Origin of the sequence: Paenibacillus sp. 2RAB27 (assembly GCF_052115445.1) — a bacterium.
In the GTDB taxonomy this organism is placed as follows: Bacteria; Bacillota; Bacilli; order Paenibacillales; family NBRC-103111; genus Paenibacillus_E.
This window is the reverse complement of sequence record NZ_JBFRGR010000019.1, coordinates 29,969-48,395: the sequence shown is the minus strand read 5'-3', so window position 1 is coordinate 48,395 and position 18,427 is coordinate 29,969. Positions and strand designations below refer to the sequence as shown.

Genomic DNA, 18,427 nt, shown 5'->3' with positions numbered 1-18,427 from the left:
CAGGTAAATTAGGAAGGGAGGTGAAAAAAATGGACGTACAGATGACTTCAGCACCGGTAACTCAAACAGGAGCAACAGCTTCAACAACTACAGGTAAAGCGACTTCTAAAGGAAATGGAACGACAGATAGCTTTTCAGCACTTCTTTCTGACCAAACCGCACAAGAGAAGGTACCAATGGTTGAAGGGCAACCATCAGAAACTGAGCTTTCAATGAGTATGATGTTGCAAATGCTTCAAAGCTTGGTCATGCCAATTCAAACTGATGTGGCTCAAGAATCAAAAGTGACTTCGTCCGATGGTACTTTGCCAGAATTGCTTTTAGAAGCCATGAATAGTAATCCTGAACTTGCTGACAAATTATTGCAAGATCCTAAAGTGAAAAAGTGGTTTGTTGATGCAGAAGATTTGTTAGCTGCACTTAGCAACACGCCAAACCCACTTGCGGCTGGAAATCTTGCAATGTGGCAACAGCCAACAACTAATTCGCTGAGCCTGAAAGCACAGAATACTTTGTTAACACTGTCAGCTTTATCCAAGCAGCAGCCAGACAATCCGATTCTAAACTTCTTGAATACAGAACTCGCGAGTACGATTCAACCGTTACTTCCAGAGGTTATAGCAGAAGTTGGAAGAGCACAGAAGATAATAACTGTCGATGATGTATCCTCTAGTTCTATTGAGTCTAATGTTCCCGTCACTGGAGCTAAAGAACACACTTCACCAAATGGGAGAATTGCTTCCAACAAGTACATAAGCAAACGTGATAATGACTCGTCGCTAGATAACAGTCTTTCCGTAAATCTTCAATCGCTTCAGCCAAAACAAGAGAAATTTGCAATTAAGCATATCCCATTCGTTGTAACTAAACAGTCAAATGACGTTTCGGAATCGACAATTCTCCCACTCGTTGATCTACCAATTGAGACAACTACGGGAACAAATTCAATCGTAACGATTGGTGATTTACAGAAATCTCAGCAAGTGACGATAGTAGCTGATAAAACGCCAGTACCGGTGTTAACAACCGCTAATTTCACAGAAGAGATGACAACACATGTATTAAAAAACATGAGAATTACGATGTCCGAAGGATTCTCTGAGGCTAAACTATCTTTGTTTCCTAAGAATTTAGGACATGTAGATGTGAAAATTTCCATGCATGATGGACAACTATTTGCTCAGTTTGCGGCTGATACTTTAGCTGGCAAACAAATGTTAGAAAGCCAGTTGCCTCAATTACGTCAAGCGCTTCTGACGCAGGGATTACAAGTTGAGAAATTAGAAGTTACGCAAAGTCAAAACATGTCTTCTAACATGTTCCAAGAACAACGTCAACCGCAAAGCTTTAATCAATCACAACGACAACCCAAAAATCGCTCGAGTGAAATTGAAGTGGATGCTACCCAGTTTAAAGAAGATATGGAGCAAATTGCACAGCTTCGCATTCATACAAACGGTAATTCCTTCGATGTCATTGCCTAATTGAAGTAGAATGAATTGTTGGAGGTGAACGTATGGCTACAAATCCAATCGTTGGTAATGTCACTGACCTGATTAATAAAGGGACTAACGCGAAAACCAAAGAGAAGGACAGTACAACCCTGGGTAAGGATGATTTCCTGAAAATTTTAATTACACAGCTTCAGAATCAGGATCCTACACAGCCTTTACAGGACAAAGAGTTTATCGCTCAAATGGCTCAATTTACTTCTGTTGAGCAATTAACGAATATGGCTAGTGAAATGAAACTAATGAGACAATCATTAGGCTTCGTGTCTGGATTAATTGGTAAGTCAATATCATGGACAGGAACAGATGCATCAGGTGTTACAACTGAGATGTCTGGCGTAGTAGATTCGATAACTTTTAAAGATGGAAATCAATTTGCCACTGTGAATGGTGTGGAAGTTTCCTTGGATAAGTTAAAGAAAATTGAAAACGCTGGAGAAACAGAATGACAGAGCGAATATCCATAGGTCAACTTTATCCTAGCGCGGTTTCTCCTACTTCAACGAGAAGAACACCAACGCAGCAAGTAATACCTAACGGGAATAACGTAAATCCTACTTTTCAGAAGATTTTCCAAGATCAATTTGTAAGGTTTAGTCATCATGCTGAGGTCAGGTTAAAAGAACGCGGCATTCAACTCAAACCAGAGCAAATTGAGAAAATGAACAATGCCATTGATAAAGCTGCATCCAAAGGTGCCAAAGACGCACTACTGATCTTAGCAGGGAATGGATATATCGTAAATGTACCCAATCGAACCGTAGTGACTGCGTTAGATGGCCAAGCAATGAATGATCATGTGTTTACACAGATCGATAGTGCAATGATAATTTCATAGGTTTGCAGGGCTCGACCTTTTAGGAAGCCTGGAGTTGTGGATCGAAAGAAGCAACTCAAATTTATATACTTACATCCGATTTAGGAGGCCTATTTCATGTTAAGATCTTTGTACTCAGGCGTTTCAGGTATGCGTGGCTTTCAGACGAAGTTAGACGTTATTGGAAATAATATCGCTAACGTAAATACCATCGGATTTAAAGGTAGTCGTGTTATGTTTAAAGACATTCTTAGTCAGACGGTTTCAGGCGTTAGCGCGCCTGATGAAAACCGAGGTGGTGTGAATGCACAGCAAGTTGGTTTGGGTGTTAGTTTGGCTGCTATTGATACTGTGCACACAGCTGGTAGTGCAATGACGACAAATGTTGTAACAGATTTACGTGTGAATGGCGATGGCTTCTTCGCAGTTGGGACTGTCGATCAAGTAGATGTTCCTTTTTTGACAAGAGCTGGTAACTTCACAGTGGATCCGGATAGGAACCTTGTAAATTCTGAGGGACTTCATGTTATGGGCGCTGATGGAGCAGGTCCCGTTATCATTCCAGAGGAAATTGTATCGTTCTCGATTGCTCAAAATGGTGACATTATTGGCGTAAATGCGGATGGTGAAACGATCAATACAGGGCAACGAGTTGGCGTTGTTAAAGTAACCAACCCAGCTGGACTTGAGAAAATCGGTGGAAATTTGTATCAAATGACCGCAAACGCTAATCCAGGGGGTGAGATTGTAGTTGGCTCTGCTGGTGATCCAGCAACGGGAACGGGTACACTCATCTCTGGGCAACTAGAAATGTCCAATGTAGACTTAACTGGTGAATTTACAGAAATGATCATTGCTCAGCGTGGATTCCAAGCGAACTCCAGAATTATTACAACGTCAGATGAAGTGCTTCAAGAAGTTGTTAATCTGAAGCATTAATCAGTAGTTGAATGAAAGAAGGGGGAGCTCTGCTCCCCTTACCCTGATTCAGGAGGAGAACGATGATCTCACTCACTCGTTTAAATGGTAAACCGCTTATCTTGAATGCAATTCTAATTGAGCTTATCGAAGAAACTCCGGATACGATGATTACGTTGACGACAGGCAAGAAAATCACAGTTCTCGAAAAGGCAGAGGTTGTGGTAAGCTTAGTGCGGACCTACATGCAAGATATTGGTTCCGTCCGAGCGACAATACAGTCCAGGGATACGGAGGGTTCATAAGTGTTTAAGAACAAAATATTTATACTCATTGTTTCCATCCTTATTGCTATCACACTAATTCTGACTGCAGCGTTCGTGTTGTGGAACTTTATGGAGAAGAATAATGAATCCACAGATCCTGCAGTGAAGGCTCAGGATGCTGTTGCGAGTGTGAAACCAACAAAAGCGCCATCAGCGGAGACGGTTAAGGCGAATACTTCTATCATTAAGGATATTTTAACGAATTTATCAGGCAGTCAAAATTTTATCAAAATTAGCTTTGCGTTTGAAATGGAAAATTCAAAGGCCAAAGCTGAGTTCGATAGTTTGCTCGATTCAGCCGTTAAGGGAACGATTGTCCAGATTCTTGGCGATATGACGAAAGAGCAAATTGAAGGAAGCAAAGGTTCAGATAGTTTAACTTCTACAATAATGAACAAACTAAACCCATTATTGCATGAAGGTAAAATCAAACAAATTTGGATAACTGATAAAGTGCTGCAGTAACTCATAAATGATTTTGCTTAAAGGAGGTGACTCGAATGGTTGATGTTTTATCGCAAAATGAGATCGATGCCTTGCTAGCTGCGCTGTCCTCCGGGGAAATGGATGCAGATGAACTTAAGAAGGAGGATACTCAGAAGAAGGTAAGGGCTTATGATTTTAAGAGAGCAGTACGCTTCTCTAAAGACCATATTCGTAGCTTAACTCGGATTCATGAAAATTTCGCGCGTTTTTTAACGACATATTTTTCAGCTCAACTGCGTACTTTCGTGCAAATCAGTGTAGTTCAGGTTGAACAATTGCCCTATGATGAATTTATTCGTTCGATCCCGAAAATGACCATTTTGAACATCTTTGAAGCAGAGCCTTTAGAGGGTCGAATGGTACTTGAGGTACATCCCAATGTTGCCTTTGCTATGTTGGATCGATTACTAGGCGGAGCAGGTACGACGCCAACTAAAATTAATGCATTAACCGAGATTGAAACGATCGTTATGGAGCGCATTTTCAGTCGAGCATTTGATAGTTTGCAAGAAGCATGGAAAACTGTTATTGATATTCAACCTCGTTTAGAGGCACTAGAAACGAATCCGCAGTTTATGCAAATTGTTTCTCCCAATGAAACGATTGCATTAATATCGCTGAGCACCAAAATCGGGGACACAACAGGTATGATCAACTTATGTATTCCTCATGTTGTTATTGAACCTATCATGCCTCGGCTTTCTGTACATCACTGGTTTGTTTCCCAGAAGAAAACGAGAGCACCTGAAGAAGTGGAAGCACTTCAATCACGCTTGGAGAAAACCAAGCTACCTCTCATTGCAGAATTGGGATCGTCTGAAATTTCTATCCAAGAGTTCTTAGGTTTAACAATAGGCGATGTAATCCCTCTGCATAAATCCGTCGAAGATTCGCTTCAAGTCAAAGTGGGCGAGAAGCTGAAATATCTCGGAAGCCCTGGTACCGTAAAAGGGAAGATGGCTGTACAAATTACAGAAATCGTGAATGAAGGAGAAGAAGAATATGATGAATAACAGAGATTATTTGTCGCAGGAAGAGATCGACGCTTTATTGAGACAATCATCTGAAGAAAGTTCTGTCTCTTCATTTCATGGGCCTCCGCAAGTAGAAGATTTTTTATCCCCGCTCGAGCAGGATGCACTTGGGGAAATTGGTAACATTACTTTCGGCAGCGCGGCGACAGCGTTATCGACGTTACTGGGCAAAAAAGTAGATATTACGACACCTAAGGTGTCTGTTATCGGTAAAGAAGAATTGGAAGAACAGTTTCCAAGACCTCATGTAGCCGTACATGTGAACTATGTTGATGGTTTCCATGGAATTAACTTACTTGTTATTCAAACCAAAGATGCTCAAGTTATCGCCGATCTTATGATGGGTGGAGATGGCACCGGCGGTGATGAAAATCTAAGCGAAATTCATATCAGCGCGGTACAGGAAGCCATGAATCAGATGATGGGTTCATCAGCTACCTCCATGTCTACCATATTTAATAGATTTGTCAATATCTCTCCACCAGGAATCGACATATTAAATTTGTCGAAAGGAGAAGGAAAACTGCCTGATGAGGACGTATTTATAAAGATATCGTTCCGACTTGCCATTGGCGATCTTATTGATTCCAATATTATGCAGTTATTGCCTGTTCCTTTCGCCAAAGAAATGGTATCGATCTTAATGGGTGGTGGTGATACTGATTCAGAAATGGAAGCTGCACCGGCGGCGCAAGCACCACCAGTAGTAGCTCCACCTGTGCAAGAAGCTCCTAAATCGCAACCAGCACCAATGTATGAGCAACCTGTATACCAACAACCGATGTATGAGCAGCCGATGTATCAGCAACCTCCTATGGGTCAGCCGATGTATCCACCACAACAACCGATGTATCCACCGCAGCAGCCAATGTATCAACAACAACCTCCAGCTGCATATGGTGGTATGCCGAATCGTAATGTGAATGTTCAACCTGTTCAGTTTGGTAATTTGCAATCAGGCTCTTACGCGCAAGCGGATGATACAAACCTGAATTTACTTCTCGATATACCACTTAAGGTAACCGTAGAGTTGGGCAGAACGAATAAGGTGATTAAAGACATCTTAGAACTGTCTCAAGGGTCTATCATTGAATTGGACAAGCTTGCTGGTGAACCGGTAGACATTTTGGTCAATAATAAGTTGATTGCTAAAGGTGAAGTTGTAGTTATCGATGAGAATTTTGGGGTTCGTGTAACTGACATTGTTAATCAATGGGAACGAATTCAAAAATTACAATAATTTAATTTTAGGGGGATATTTTCAATGGCTAACCGTATTCTAATTGTGGATGATGCAGCTTTTATGAGAATGATGATTCGTGATATTTTATCTAAAAATGGGTATGAAGTATGTGGCGAGGCGAATGATGGTGCACAAGCTATCGAAAAATATAAAGAGTTGAAACCAGATCTAATTACGATGGATATCACGATGCCTGAAATGGATGGTATTCAAGCTTTAAAAGAAATCAAAAAAATTGAACCAAATGCGAAAGTAATTATGTGTTCTGCGATGGGTCAACAAGCCATGGTTATTGATGCCATTCAAGCTGGGGCGAAAGACTTCATTGTTAAACCATTCCAAGCTGACCGCGTAATCGAAGCTATTAAAAAGACTCTAGGTTAAACCGTCCGGATTCGGTTGAGTCTTACATAAACCGAAAGGGTTGTTCTTATGAAAAGACTTCAATCGAATAAAGCATACTTAACGATTCTCAGTTTTATGGCTATGTTCTACACAAGTACAGTCGTACATGCGGAAACTGAACCGAATAAAGTTGATCCAATTTCTGACTACCCAGGTTCATTGGGCTCAGGTGACTCACTTTTGATGGTAGTTAAGGTGATTTTAGTTCTTGCCTTTATAATTATTCTTTTTTATGTACTGATGAGATATGTGGCAAAGAAAAATAAAGGTACAATGTTTGGGAACTCGATACGTTCTTTAGGTGGAGTTCCCCTTGGCCAAAACAAATCCATACAAATTGTGGAGATCGGTCATTCCCTCTTCGTTGTTGGCGTCGGTGAGAACATTCAGTTATTGGATAAAATCATTGACGCTGATGAAGTGGCTTATATCTCAGAGCTCTTACAATCCTCACAGGATGATCGAATGGGTTTTGGCACTATAAGCAAGTGGATTAACAAGATACCACGAAAGAAGAACGATATAGAAGAGGAAGTAGAGATTACTTCTTCGTTCCAACAAGTATTTCATGATAAATTAAAGCGTGTAACAGATCGAAATAAGCATGTAGAAGAATGGTTGTCTGATCAAAAACAAACAGATCGGTTGAATGAAGAATGAAAAGAAATAAATTAATCGGCTTAGTACTGCTCACTGTGATATCCATGTTCCTATTGTCATTAACTGCTTCTGCTGCCGAAACTGATCTTACGAATCCGATTCCCGGATTAAACGTCAATATTGGGACGAGCACGGCAACGGGGGGTTCTTCGAATACGGTAACGCTCCTTTTGTTGCTTACGGTATTAAGTCTAGCTCCTTCTATTCTTATTTTAATGACGAGTTTTACACGCATTGTTATTGTATTGGGTTTTGTTCGAACGTCATTAGGAACTCAACAAATGCCACCTAATCAGGTTTTAATCGGACTCGCTCTGTTTTTAACCTTTTTTATTATGTCTCCAACTTTAGGGGAAGTTAATCAAACAGCACTTCAACCGTACTTAAAAGGTGAAATCAATCAAACGCAGGCTTTTCAGACGGCATCACTGCCCATGAAGAAGTTTATGTTTAAACATACGCGCCAGAAGGATTTGAAGCTGTTTCTCGACTATTCTAAAGCCAAAGCGCCAACTGGTGTTGAAGACATACCTCTCACTTCACTAGTACCTGCCTATGCCATAAGTGAATTAAAATCTGCTTTCCAAATGGGATTCATGATATTTATTCCGTTTTTGGTGATAGATATGGTTGTATCCAGTACATTAATGGCGATGGGGATGATGATGCTCCCGCCCGTGATGATTTCACTTCCATTCAAAATCCTTCTTTTTATTCTTGTAGATGGTTGGTATCTTGTGGTGAGATCGTTACTCTTAAGCTACGGTTAAAGACCAAGATATCGGAGGTAATCTAGATGGGTTCGGAGTTTGTAATACGAATTGCTGGCGAGGCTGTATATACCGTTCTTAAGGCTAGTGCGCCAATGCTGCTTATTGGATTAATCGTTGGTTTGGCTATTAGTATTTTTCAAGCGACGACACAGATTCAAGAGCAAACACTTGCCTTTGTTCCGAAAATTGTTGCAGTATTGCTTTCCATCCTTATCTTCGGATCATGGATTATGAATACATTAGTTGATTTTACCTTTAATCTACTCAACAATCTTTACAAATTCGTTGGTTAGGTTGTGAGTGAAATGCCAACAATTATTCAAGCGATCCCTATTTTTCTGCTTATTTTTTGTCGAATTACATCATTTTTTGTCGTGGTTCCAATTCTTTCTTCCAGAAATATTCCAATGATGTTCAAAGTGGGGCTCTCTGTATTTATATCATTGATTATTTTGGCAACATTGGGGATGGAGAAGTCCATGCCAATTGATGGTGTATATGTACTGTTGATTATTCGTGAGATGCTAATTGGTATCATTTTAGGTTTCCTCGCTTATCTGTTTTTCACCGTAGTCCAAACGGCGGGTTCATTTATGGATATGCAAATTGGATTCAGTATGGCGAGCGTCATTGATCCTTTATCAGGTGCTTCAACACCGATGCTAGGTAATCTGAAATATATGATTGCAGTCTTGTTGTTTTTGTCCTTTGACGGTCATCATTACTTGATCAGAGCAATCATTGACAGTTACAAATGGGTGCCAATTGATAACGCATTATTTAGTCGCATCTATGATGGACAAATCTCAGATTTTTTATTTAAATCACTTTCCAAGATGTTTTACCTGTCATTCCAACTCGCTGCTCCCATAGTAGCTGCTTTATTTCTAACTGATTTAGGTTTAGGACTCCTGACAAGAGTTGCACCGCAATTCAATATTTTTGTAATCGGCGCACCTCTTAAAATGATTCTTGGATTTTTCCTGCTTGTTATTGTATTCCCAGAGTTAATTTCACAATTTCAGCAATTGTTTGGAACTATGTTTGACTATATGGAGCAAATGCTTCATATTATGGGCGGTTCGCCGCAGACAACACTTAAGTAGGAGGAGAGCCGTGTCCCAACAACTTCGTTTACAGCTTGATTTACAATGGTTTGCTGGGGAAAAAACGGAGCCTGCTACTGCAAAGAAAAGACAGGATGCCAGAAAAAAGGGCCAAGTTGCAAAAAGTATGGACTTGCCCGCGGCTTCCATTTTACTTTTTTCATTCGTGGCTTTTCTAATGTTTGGTTCTTTTATGAAAGGAAGGATTATTCATATCTTCCGGGATGTATATGCGAATCAATTAGGCATGAATGTAACAGTAGGGAACGTACAAGTGTTATTCACGGATTTAACGATACAAGGATTGATCATTCTGGCCCCAATTTTTCTACTGGTAGTTCTGATCGCTTTTATAGCGAACTATGCGCAAATTGGTTTTATGTTTATCGGTGAGCCCTTGATGATGAAGTTTGACAAGATTAATCCAATCAGTGGTTTTAAACGGATTTTTTCGATGCGAACAGTGGTGGATTTTTTAAAGTCGACTTTGAAAATGTTAATCATCGGTTATGCGGTTTATACCACGTTGATGGGGCAAAAAGCTAGATTATTGGGGTTAGGCCACACGCCTTTGGAAAGTACATTTTCATTTATTGCTTCGGTTACGTTAAGCTTAGGAATAAAAATCGGGGCTATTCTGATTGTACTAGCTATTTTTGATTTTATTTATCAGAAATACGAACATGAGAAAAGTCTCAAAATGTCCAAACAGGATATTAAGGATGAGTATAAGAAAAGTGAAGGCGATCCTCTTATCAAAGGGAAGATCCGTGCCAAACAACGTCAAATGGCCATGCAACGCATGATGCAGGAAGTTCCTAAGGCCGATGTTATCATTACCAACCCAACTCACTTCGCAGTTGCCTTGAAATATGATGCCAAAAATATGCAGGCTCCTACAGTAATTGCAAAAGGGGCAGATTATGTTGCATTAAAAATTAAAGAAGTCGGCAAACAAAATGGCGTTATGACGATGGAAAATAAGCCGCTTGCTCGAGCGATTTTTGCACAGGTGGAAATTGGTGATGCCATTCCAGCAGATCTATTCCAAGCTGTGGCAGAAGTACTAGCGTATGTATATAAGATGAAGGGTAAGACGAATTAACGTAGAGGGAGGTGCAATCTGATGAAAATCAAGGATTTATTAGTTTTAGTCGGTATTATTGGCATCGTGTTGATGATGATTGTACCTGTTCCGATCCCTTTGCTGGACTTTTTACTTATTATTAATATTTCCATAGCATTAATGATTATTTTGGTTGCTATGAATACACAAGAAGCGCTTCAGTTCTCTATTTTCCCTTCTTTGCTACTGATTACAACACTCTTTCGATTAGCATTAAACGTGTCAACAACACGTAATATTTTGGCGCATGCTGAAGCAGGCGACGTGGTCAGAACTTTTGGTTCATTTGTTGCGCAGGGCAATATCGTCGTGGGATTCGTTGTGTTTCTCATCCTTGTCTTAGTGCAATTTATCGTTATTACCAAAGGTTCTGAGCGCGTGGCCGAGGTAGCGGCAAGGTTTACCTTAGACGCAATGCCCGGCAAGCAAATGAGTATTGATGCCGATTTGAATGCTGGTTTAATCAATGAGGTTCAAGCAAGAGAAAGACGACAAAAGATTGAGCGTGAGGCAGATTTTTATGGAGCCATGGATGGTGCCAGTAAATTTGTCAAAGGCGATGCGATAGCCGGGATTATTATCCTTGTTATCAATCTAATTGGTGGATTTATCATTGGGATGACCATGAAGGGGATGGATTTTCAAGAGGCACTGCAAACTTTCTCGATCCTAACAATTGGTGACGGGTTGGTCAGCCAAATCCCTGCACTATTAATTTCAACTGCAGCAGGTATCATTGTTACTCGCGCATCATCTGAGGGTAATTTAGGTCATGATATTACAAAACAATTAACGGCTCAACCTAAATTGTTGTATATCGTTGCCGGCACTTTAGTTGTTTTAGGTACTTTTACTCCGATCCATTGGTTTACAACGTATCCGATAGCTGGCTTATTGGTGTATGCCGCATTTAAAATGCAAAAGAATTTGGATCGTGAAGCGATTAAAGAAGAGCAATTGGTGGAAGAGCAGCAGATTGAGGAAGTTCGAAGTCCAGAAAGTGTTATTTCCTTACTACAAGTTGATCCGATCGAGTTTGAGTTTGGCTATGGACTAATCCCTCTTGCAGATACGCAGCAGGGCGGTGACTTATTAGATCGGATTATTCTCATACGTCGTCAATGTGCATTGGAGCTTGGAGTCGTAGTTCCTGTTATTCGAATTCGCGATAATATCCAATTAAGACCCAATGAGTATATCATCAAAATTAAAGGCAATACAGTTGCACGCGGCGAACTACTTTTAAATCACTATCTGGCCATGAGTCCAGGTTTTGATGATGATTCGATATCAGGTATTGAAACTACAGAACCAGCATTCGGTTTACCAGCAATTTGGATTGATGAAGTAAACAAAGAACGAGCAGAACTATCTGGCTATACTGTCGTAGATCCACCGTCCGTTGTGGCCACGCATTTAACTGAAATTATCAAGAAACATATTCATGAGCTACTGGGTCGTCAGGAAACGAAGGCGCTTATCGAAAATGTAAGAGAGTCATATCCTGCGCTTGTTGATGATCTAATCCCTTCCGTACTAGCTGTTGGAGATATTCAGAAAGTTCTATCCAAACTATTACGTGAGAAAATATCAGTTCGTGACTTGGTCACAATCTTAGAAACTCTTGCGGATTATGGTACGTACACGAAAGATCCTGAGATTTTAACTGAGTATGTGAGGCAGTCACTATCAAGACAAATCACGCAACAGTTTACTTCACATGGAGATTCACTCAAAGTAATTACGGTAGGTCCTTCGGTGGAGAAAAAAATTGCAGATTCTGTGCAACAATCAGATCAAGGCAGCTATTTGGCGTTAGATCCTTCATCATCACAAATTATTTTTCATCGTGTAACGGAGCAAGTTACGAAATTAATCCAATCAGGGCAGCAACCAGTCATTTTAACTTCACCAACAATTCGGATGTATGTTAGACAGCTTTTAGAACGAACACTGCAAGATATACCCGTACTTTCGTATAGCGAATTAGAGCCTAGCGTTGAAATCCAAAGCATGGGGGTAGTCAATTTATGAGAGTAAAAAGATATGTTGTTGATTCCATGCCAGATGCTTTGCAAAAAATTCGGACGGATCTTGGCAAGGATGCGGTGATTCTGAATACGAAAGAAATTCGGACCGGCGGTTTTCTTGGTATGTTTGGAAAGAAGAAAATAGAAGTCATTGCCGCAATTGACGCTGCTAATGCGAAACCTGCGCCTGCTCCCCAACGAGTAGCGCCACAGATGCCACCGCAGCCTAAGGTGAATAGTCAGGTAGCTCCACTTAAAACTAGTTTTCAATCAGATTTTCCAGATGTACCTGATGTAATAGCACCTGTGGCAATGATGAGCGAGCCAGTAACAGTAAGTGCCATTCCTCAACCAGAGAGAGTTGTGAATCCTGCAGCGCATCAAGCCTATTCACCTTCTTCTGTTCAATCAGCAGCGAGGGCGTCGGTAAAAGATGACCAAGTAATGGATGAGCTCAAACAAATGAAAGAAATGATGAAGAAGCTTACACAAGTGAACGACGGGGATAAGCTTCCTGAAGCGTTACAAACGCTTGAGCAAAGACTCTATGACCAAGAAGTGAACCCAACACTTGTACGACAGATTATGGATGAAGTTATGGCGGATTTTCAACTTGCGGATGAACCTGTTACAGAAGAAACAGCTCATCAACTTGTTCGTTCGAAATTAGGAGAGATTCTACAAACGGATCATAGTAAGCATATATCTACACAAACTCGCGTTGTTCATTTCGTTGGCCCTACTGGTGTTGGTAAAACAACCACGATAGCCAAGTTGGCCGCGGAGCAAGTATTGAAATACCATCGTAAAGTTGGATTCATTACTTCAGACACTTATCGGATTGCTGCGATTGAGCAGCTGAAAACATATGCAACCATTTTAAATGTGCCACTTGAAGTTGTATTTTCACCGCAGGATTTGACGAAAGCCTTTCAAAATCTAGCAGAATGCGACATCATTTTCATGGATACGGCAGGACGTAATTTCCGTAACGAAATGTATGTTTCAGAATTGAATTCATTACTGAAGACACAAGGGAATAGTGAAACGATACTAGTATTAAGTTTAACGACCAAATATCGTGATTTACGAGCGATTACGAATAATTTTAGTAAATTCAAATTGGACAAAGTGCTCTTTACCAAAATGGATGAAACGGATTCCTATGGCGCCATTTTGAATGTTGTTCATGAGTTTTCTCTCAAGCTTTCGTATGTGACAACTGGGCAAAGTGTACCCGATGATATTACGGAAATGAATGAGTGGCAAATCATTGATTTGTTATTGGAGGAGCCTAGAACATGAAGGATCAAGCAGAAGGGTTGCGGAATCTGGTTCAAACACAAGGGGATAAAGGCACAAGAACAACCAGGATTATTACCGTAACCAGTGGAAAAGGTGGTGTAGGTAAATCCAATTTTACGCTAAACTTCGCTTTATCACTGCAGTCTTTGGGTTACAAGGTGCTTGTATTCGATGCAGATATTGGACTCGCGAACATTGATGTATTAATGGGTGTATCTTCAACGTATAGTCTATATCACTTGCTAAAGAAGGATAAGACGATTTGGGAAATCATCCAAAAGGGATCAAATGATTTGGAGTTCATCGCGGGTGGATCTGGTTTTAATGACCTACTGCGATTAACGGAAGAAGAGTTAGATTATTTTGCGGAACAAGTTATGCAATTGAATGGCTATGTGGATTTTATTATTTTCGATACAGGGGCAGGCCTGTCCAAAGAAACGCTAAAATTCATACTTGCGGCTGAAGAAGCCATCGTAGTTACGACTCCTGAACCGACATCCATTACAGATGCCTATGCCATTATTAAAATGGTGAATTCAATGGGCCACGATGTTGCATTTAAACTAGTTATTAATCGTGTTACAGATGCGCGAGAAGGCAAGCAGACAGCGGACAAAATTTCTTTAGTAGCTAAACAATTTCTGAATATTCATATTCCAACCTTAGGGTTTGTTGATGATGATCCAGTTGTTTCTAAAGCAGTGAAAAGACAAATTCCTTTCTCAATTGCATTTCCTTATTCAACGGCAACTAAGAGCATCAAAACGCTTACCGACAATTATATTAAGGGATATCGCGTTATTGAAACGCCATCAACGGGTGTCAAGAGCTTTTTAAATAAAATGTTGAAACTTTTGAAATAGGAATTTTGAAAAACGTGTCGAATAAGCAGATAGAGGAGGGAAGCAGCTTGGCAATATATAACATTCTTGTCGTAGATGACTCCGTCTTTATGCGAAAAATAGTAAGTGATTTAATTTCAGAGAATCCGCAATTTAAAGTCATTGGTACTGCTAAGAATGGTCAAGAAGCAATTGAACAAGTTAAGCTGCTTCGACCAGATGCTGTCACAATGGATATCGAAATGCCTGTTATGAATGGATTGGATGCGCTTAAACACATCATGGAAGAGCAGCCAACTCCCGTTATCATGCTGAGCTCCTTAACGCAAGAGGGCGCTTCTGAGACGATTCGAGCTTTGGAGTTGGGGGCAGTAGACTTTATTCGAAAGCCATCGGGTTCCATCTCTCTGGATTTGTATAAAGTTAAGCTATTGCTGCATGAGAAATTGCTTATGGCAGTACGTTCAAAAATGAGTGTCAACCAACCAGCAAGCGTGCAATCACCTGTAGTAAAAGTTAATCCCTTGTCATTGAGATCTAAGATGATGAAAGACAATTTGAAACAAGCCGATTCGGTTGCTCAGACTATCACAACTACGACACATTTTAGTCATTTAGTAGCCATAGGGACTTCAACCGGTGGTCCGAGAGCCTTACATCAAGTTATTTCCAATATTCCTGCAGGATTTCCAGCACCAATTTTAATTGTTCAACATATGCCGCCTAACTTTACCAAATCACTAGCTCAACGTTTGAATGATATTTCTCAAATTAGGGTTGTTGAAGCTGCTGATGGAGAAGTCCTTCAAACGGCGACTGCTTATGTGGCCCCGGGTGGATGGCATATGGTTATTCACAAAGATCCGAACCGAACGTACAAAATTCGATTAACCAAAGATGAACCTGTTTCAGGTCATCGACCCTCAGTAGATGTGATGTTTGAATCTTTACTAAACATGAATGAGTTAAAACGACATGTCGTTTTGATGACAGGAATGGGAAGTGATGGAGCCAAAGGGATGCTTTCTTTGAAACAATCGGGGGCAACCACAACGATTGCTGAAGCAGAAGAAACTTGTGTCGTATATGGGATGCCAAGAGCCGCTGTTGAAAATCAAGCTGCAATGCATGTATTACCTCAGCAAGAAATTGCGGTTCGTTTATCTAGATGTGTACAGAATGAAATGAATTGAAGCAAACAAGGGGTACTGATGATTCTATTGGAGGTGTGTGGTAGTGGAACTTAGTCAATATTTATCGATGTTTATCGATGAATCCAAAGAGCATTTGCAATCATTGAATGAAAATCTTCTTAATTTAGAAAGTAATCCGAAAGATATAAGTATAGTACATAACATTTTTCGTTCAGCACATACGTTAAAAGGGATGTCTGCAACAATGGGGTTCGAGGACATCGCAGCTCTTACACATGACATGGAAAATGTGCTTGACCTTGTCCGTAATAGCAAACTAGATATGGATCCTTACATATTTGATTGTATTTTCAAAAGTTTAGATTCCTTGGAATCCATGGTTGAAGATATCATTCAAGGAGGGACAGGTAAAGCGGATGTCAGTCCAATTGTTACCTCTCTTAGATCCATCGTGACAGGGGACTACAAAAAAGCCCCAGCTGTTACAACTACAGTTGCAGTAAAAGAACCAGCCAAAGGCATTGAAGTGGATGAGTTTCAATACTCAATTCTTCAACAATCGATCGATTCAGGCTTTCTAGTTTTCTATATCGAAGTTAGCGTCAATGAAAACTGTGTCTTAAAAGCTGCACGTGCTTACATGGTATTCGATGCTATGGAAAGAATGGGCGAAATTATTAAGTCGACGCCTTCCGTGCAAGAAATTGAGCAAGAGAAGTTTGATCGCTCGTTCTCATTGTACTTTATCTCCAAAGTTGATCAAGCAACGTTAGAGAAAGAAATTTTAAATGTTTCTGAAATTGCTTCTGCTGTTATTATAACCGTGGATACAGAATCTCTTGCAGAATTATCCCGACCGATTGCAGAGATTGAAACAGCTCGTCAAGAAATCGCTGCTGCTGTTGCGACTACAGTGCCTACAATTGATGTAGCTGCACCCAAAGCTTCAGAACCAGCTGTGAATCCAGGTGCTGCTAAACCAGCCGCAGGTGGGGCTCCAGTTGCAAGCCGCACGATTCGTGTAGATATTGAGCGTTTAGATACACTGATGAATTTATTCAGTGAACTGTTGATCGATCGTGTTCGACTCGAGCAATTAGCGAGTGAAGTGAAACGGAATGATTTGACCGAGACCGTAGAACATATGTCCCGTGTCAGCAGTGATTTGCAAAATATCGTTCTGAAGCTTCGCATGGTTCCTGTAGATTCAGTATTTAATCGATTCCCTCGTATGATCAGAGATCTTGCTAAATCGTTAGACAAGAAAGTAGATCTAGTGATAACAGGTGCTGATACTGAATTAGATCGTACCGTTATCGATGAAATCGGTGATCCTTTAGTCCATTTATTGCGAAATGCAGTTGATCACGGAATTGAATCGATCAGTGAGCGTTTAGCCGTTGGTAAACCAGAACAAGGCACGATTCAACTTCGCGCATTCCACAGCGGGAATCATGTTTTTATTGAAATCGAAGAAGACGGTAAAGGGATTTATCGAGATAGAGTTTTGAAAACTGCTTTGAAAAATGGTCTCGTTACAGCAGAACAAGCAGCTAAATTAACAGATCATGAAGTGTATAATTTGCTCTTCGCATCAGGATTTAGTACGGCGGAGAAAATTTCAGATATATCTGGTCGTGGTGTAGGCTTAGATGTCGTGAAGACAAAAATTCAGATGCTTGGCGGACATGTTCAAGTAGATTCTAAACCAGGCTTTGGAAGTAAGTTTTCCGTTCAGTTGCCACTGACACTCTCCATCATCTCGGCGATGTTAGTACGTTTGGGCAGTGAGAAATATGCGATTCCATTATCCTCCATTGTGGAAACGTCAGCCATTCAGAAGTCGCAAATCCGCAACATCCAAGGTACTAAGATGATTGATTACCGCAAAACGGTTATCCCATTATTGTCCCTGAGCACATTATTTCAAGTTCCTGATTTTAACGAGGAATTGGAAGAAGAAACAGAAATCGTTGTTGTTCGCAAAGGCGATAAGCAAGTAGCACTTATGGTGGACGAATTTATTGGTCAACAAGAAATCGTGTTAAAAACACTAGGTAAATATTTAACAGGGATTTTCGCAATTTCTGGAGCAACCATTCTGGGGGATGGACAAGTTGCTTTGATCATTGATCCTAATGCATTGATTAAATAAACCATATTCGATTAAAGCTGATGCTTACGAAGTCAGTTTTCTAACGAAAACTTTAAGGAGGATTTGACAATGGGAGAAGAAAAGAAAGTTATTGTCTTCGCACTTGGATCGGAAGAGTATGGTGTAGAAGTAGAAAAAGTTAGAACGATTGAAAGAATGCAACCAATGACTCGCGTACCTAAAGCACCAGAATTTATTAAAGGTGTTATTAATTTGCGTGGTATTGTAATTCCAATTATTGATCTACGCGCTAGATTTGGACTTGAAGAAGTAGCAAGTACGGATGCAACTCGTATTATTATCGTTTCTGCGGCAGAATTTGAAGTAGGTTTGATTGTTGACTCGGCTAATGATGTTATTGATGTCGATACAGATAATATTAATACACCGCCAGAAGTAGTTGGTGGCATTAAAGCGAAATACTTGGATGGAATCGCTCGTGTAGGCGAGAGTCGATTATTAGTTCTTCTAAACCTAGAGCAAGTTTTGAATCGTAGTGAAATTCAGCAGCTTGAAAGATTTGAGGAATAGCT

At 40.3% G+C, this 18,427-nt stretch carries 20 protein-coding genes; all 20 read left to right on the top strand.

Going from position 1 to position 18,427, the window contains the following annotated elements; genetic code table 11:
* The first annotated feature begins 29 nt into the window (after positions 1 to 29).
* The 20 genes from AB4114_RS22925 (at position 30) to AB4114_RS22830 (ending at position 18,425) form a co-directional block, all read left to right on the top strand.
* A complete protein-coding gene (locus tag AB4114_RS22925; protein ID WP_441990525.1) occupies positions 30 to 1,484 on the top strand; it encodes a flagellar hook-length control protein FliK in 1,455 nt (484 codons plus the stop codon).
* Between the two features lie 32 nt (positions 1,485 to 1,516).
* Positions 1,517 to 1,960 carry a flagellar hook capping FlgD N-terminal domain-containing protein gene (locus AB4114_RS22920; RefSeq protein ID WP_441990524.1) on the top strand — a complete coding sequence of 148 codons (444 nt, stop codon included), beginning with the start codon at positions 1,517 to 1,519 and terminating at the stop codon, positions 1,958 to 1,960.
* Entirely contained in the window at positions 1,957 to 2,349 is a 393-nt protein-coding gene (locus tag AB4114_RS22915; RefSeq protein ID WP_441990523.1) for a TIGR02530 family flagellar biosynthesis protein, read from the top strand. The genes AB4114_RS22920 and AB4114_RS22915 overlap by 4 nt, the downstream gene beginning before the upstream one ends.
* A gap of 96 nt (positions 2,350 to 2,445) precedes the next feature.
* Positions 2,446 to 3,267, top strand: a complete 822-nt coding sequence (gene flgG / locus AB4114_RS22910) for a flagellar basal body rod protein FlgG (RefSeq protein ID WP_441990522.1) — start codon at positions 2,446 to 2,448, stop codon at positions 3,265 to 3,267.
* Between the two features lie 62 nt (positions 3,268 to 3,329).
* Entirely contained in the window at positions 3,330 to 3,551 is a 222-nt protein-coding gene (locus tag AB4114_RS22905) for a flagellar FlbD family protein (protein WP_314804889.1), read from the top strand.
* Positions 3,552 to 4,037, top strand: coding sequence for a flagellar basal body-associated FliL family protein (locus AB4114_RS22900; protein WP_056624955.1), 486 nt, complete (start codon positions 3,552 to 3,554; stop codon positions 4,035 to 4,037).
* Between the two features lie 35 nt (positions 4,038 to 4,072).
* The gene (fliM, locus tag AB4114_RS22895) at positions 4,073 to 5,071 is read left to right on the top strand and encodes a flagellar motor switch protein FliM (RefSeq protein WP_441990521.1); all 999 of its coding nucleotides are present in this window, start codon (positions 4,073 to 4,075) and stop codon (positions 5,069 to 5,071) included.
* Positions 5,064 to 6,332, top strand: a complete 1,269-nt coding sequence (gene fliY, locus AB4114_RS22890; RefSeq protein ID WP_441990613.1) for a flagellar motor switch phosphatase FliY — start codon at positions 5,064 to 5,066, stop codon at positions 6,330 to 6,332. Before fliM ends, fliY begins: the two co-directional genes overlap by 8 nt.
* 24 nt (positions 6,333 to 6,356) lie before the next feature.
* Complete coding sequence (locus tag AB4114_RS22885; RefSeq protein ID WP_028558282.1) at positions 6,357 to 6,719, top strand: response regulator; 363 nt, start codon at positions 6,357 to 6,359, stop codon at positions 6,717 to 6,719.
* Positions 6,720 to 6,767: 48 nt separating this feature from the next.
* Positions 6,768 to 7,400, top strand: a complete 633-nt coding sequence (locus AB4114_RS22880; protein WP_441990520.1) for a flagellar biosynthetic protein FliO — start codon at positions 6,768 to 6,770, stop codon at positions 7,398 to 7,400.
* Positions 7,401 to 7,444: 44 nt separating this feature from the next.
* The gene (gene fliP / locus AB4114_RS22875; RefSeq protein ID WP_441990612.1) at positions 7,445 to 8,170 is read left to right on the top strand and encodes a flagellar type III secretion system pore protein FliP; all 726 of its coding nucleotides are present in this window, start codon (positions 7,445 to 7,447) and stop codon (positions 8,168 to 8,170) included.
* Positions 8,171 to 8,196: 26 nt separating this feature from the next.
* Complete coding sequence (gene fliQ, locus AB4114_RS22870) at positions 8,197 to 8,466, top strand: flagellar biosynthesis protein FliQ (RefSeq protein WP_028558285.1); 270 nt, start codon at positions 8,197 to 8,199, stop codon at positions 8,464 to 8,466.
* Positions 8,467 to 8,478: 12 nt separating this feature from the next.
* Entirely contained in the window at positions 8,479 to 9,279 is an 801-nt protein-coding gene (fliR, locus tag AB4114_RS22865; protein WP_441990519.1) for a flagellar biosynthetic protein FliR, read from the top strand.
* A 10-nt stretch (positions 9,280 to 9,289) separates the two neighbouring features.
* Positions 9,290 to 10,384 (top strand): flagellar biosynthesis protein FlhB, encoded by a 1,095-nt coding sequence (flhB, locus tag AB4114_RS22860; RefSeq protein WP_441990518.1) that lies wholly within the window; start codon positions 9,290 to 9,292, stop codon positions 10,382 to 10,384.
* Between the two features lie 21 nt (positions 10,385 to 10,405).
* Positions 10,406 to 12,439, top strand: coding sequence for a flagellar biosynthesis protein FlhA (flhA, locus tag AB4114_RS22855; protein ID WP_441990517.1), 2,034 nt, complete (start codon positions 10,406 to 10,408; stop codon positions 12,437 to 12,439).
* Positions 12,436 to 13,740 (top strand): flagellar biosynthesis protein FlhF, encoded by a 1,305-nt coding sequence (flhF, locus tag AB4114_RS22850; protein ID WP_441990516.1) that lies wholly within the window; start codon positions 12,436 to 12,438, stop codon positions 13,738 to 13,740. The genes flhA and flhF overlap by 4 nt, the downstream gene beginning before the upstream one ends.
* Positions 13,737 to 14,606, top strand: a complete 870-nt coding sequence (locus AB4114_RS22845) for a MinD/ParA family protein (protein WP_441990515.1) — start codon at positions 13,737 to 13,739, stop codon at positions 14,604 to 14,606. The genes flhF and AB4114_RS22845 overlap by 4 nt, the downstream gene beginning before the upstream one ends.
* A gap of 47 nt (positions 14,607 to 14,653) precedes the next feature.
* Positions 14,654 to 15,778, top strand: coding sequence for a protein-glutamate methylesterase/protein-glutamine glutaminase (locus AB4114_RS22840; RefSeq protein ID WP_441990514.1), 1,125 nt, complete (start codon positions 14,654 to 14,656; stop codon positions 15,776 to 15,778).
* Between the two features lie 43 nt (positions 15,779 to 15,821).
* On the top strand, positions 15,822 to 17,894 hold the full coding sequence (locus AB4114_RS22835; RefSeq protein WP_441990513.1) for a chemotaxis protein CheW: 2,073 nt from the start codon (positions 15,822 to 15,824) through the stop codon (positions 17,892 to 17,894).
* Positions 17,895 to 17,963: 69 nt separating this feature from the next.
* A complete protein-coding gene (locus AB4114_RS22830; protein WP_057315684.1) occupies positions 17,964 to 18,425 on the top strand; it encodes a chemotaxis protein CheW in 462 nt (153 codons plus the stop codon).
* The last annotated feature ends 2 nt before the right edge of the window (positions 18,426 to 18,427 follow it).

Coding starts and splice junctions, on each gene's coding strand:
- flgG (WP_441990522.1), top strand. CDS start 2,446: ATGTTAAGATCTTTGTACTCAGGCGTTTCAGGTATGCGTGGCTTTCAG.
- AB4114_RS22925 (WP_441990525.1), top strand. CDS start 30: ATGGACGTACAGATGACTTCAGCACCGGTAACTCAAACAGGAGCAACA.
- fliQ (WP_028558285.1), top strand. CDS start 8,197: ATGGGTTCGGAGTTTGTAATACGAATTGCTGGCGAGGCTGTATATACC.
- AB4114_RS22915 (WP_441990523.1), top strand. CDS start 1,957: ATGACAGAGCGAATATCCATAGGTCAACTTTATCCTAGCGCGGTTTCT.
- AB4114_RS22845 (WP_441990515.1), top strand. CDS start 13,737: ATGAAGGATCAAGCAGAAGGGTTGCGGAATCTGGTTCAAACACAAGGG.
- AB4114_RS22880 (WP_441990520.1), top strand. CDS start 6,768: ATGAAAAGACTTCAATCGAATAAAGCATACTTAACGATTCTCAGTTTT.
- fliR (WP_441990519.1), top strand. CDS start 8,479: ATGCCAACAATTATTCAAGCGATCCCTATTTTTCTGCTTATTTTTTGT.
- flhF (WP_441990516.1), top strand. CDS start 12,436: ATGAGAGTAAAAAGATATGTTGTTGATTCCATGCCAGATGCTTTGCAA.
- flhA (WP_441990517.1), top strand. CDS start 10,406: ATGAAAATCAAGGATTTATTAGTTTTAGTCGGTATTATTGGCATCGTG.
- AB4114_RS22885 (WP_028558282.1), top strand. CDS start 6,357: ATGGCTAACCGTATTCTAATTGTGGATGATGCAGCTTTTATGAGAATG.
- fliY (WP_441990613.1), top strand. CDS start 5,064: ATGAATAACAGAGATTATTTGTCGCAGGAAGAGATCGACGCTTTATTG.
- AB4114_RS22830 (WP_057315684.1), top strand. CDS start 17,964: ATGGGAGAAGAAAAGAAAGTTATTGTCTTCGCACTTGGATCGGAAGAG.
- fliM (WP_441990521.1), top strand. CDS start 4,073: ATGGTTGATGTTTTATCGCAAAATGAGATCGATGCCTTGCTAGCTGCG.
- fliP (WP_441990612.1), top strand. CDS start 7,445: ATGTTCCTATTGTCATTAACTGCTTCTGCTGCCGAAACTGATCTTACG.
- AB4114_RS22905 (WP_314804889.1), top strand. CDS start 3,330: ATGATCTCACTCACTCGTTTAAATGGTAAACCGCTTATCTTGAATGCA.
- AB4114_RS22920 (WP_441990524.1), top strand. CDS start 1,517: ATGGCTACAAATCCAATCGTTGGTAATGTCACTGACCTGATTAATAAA.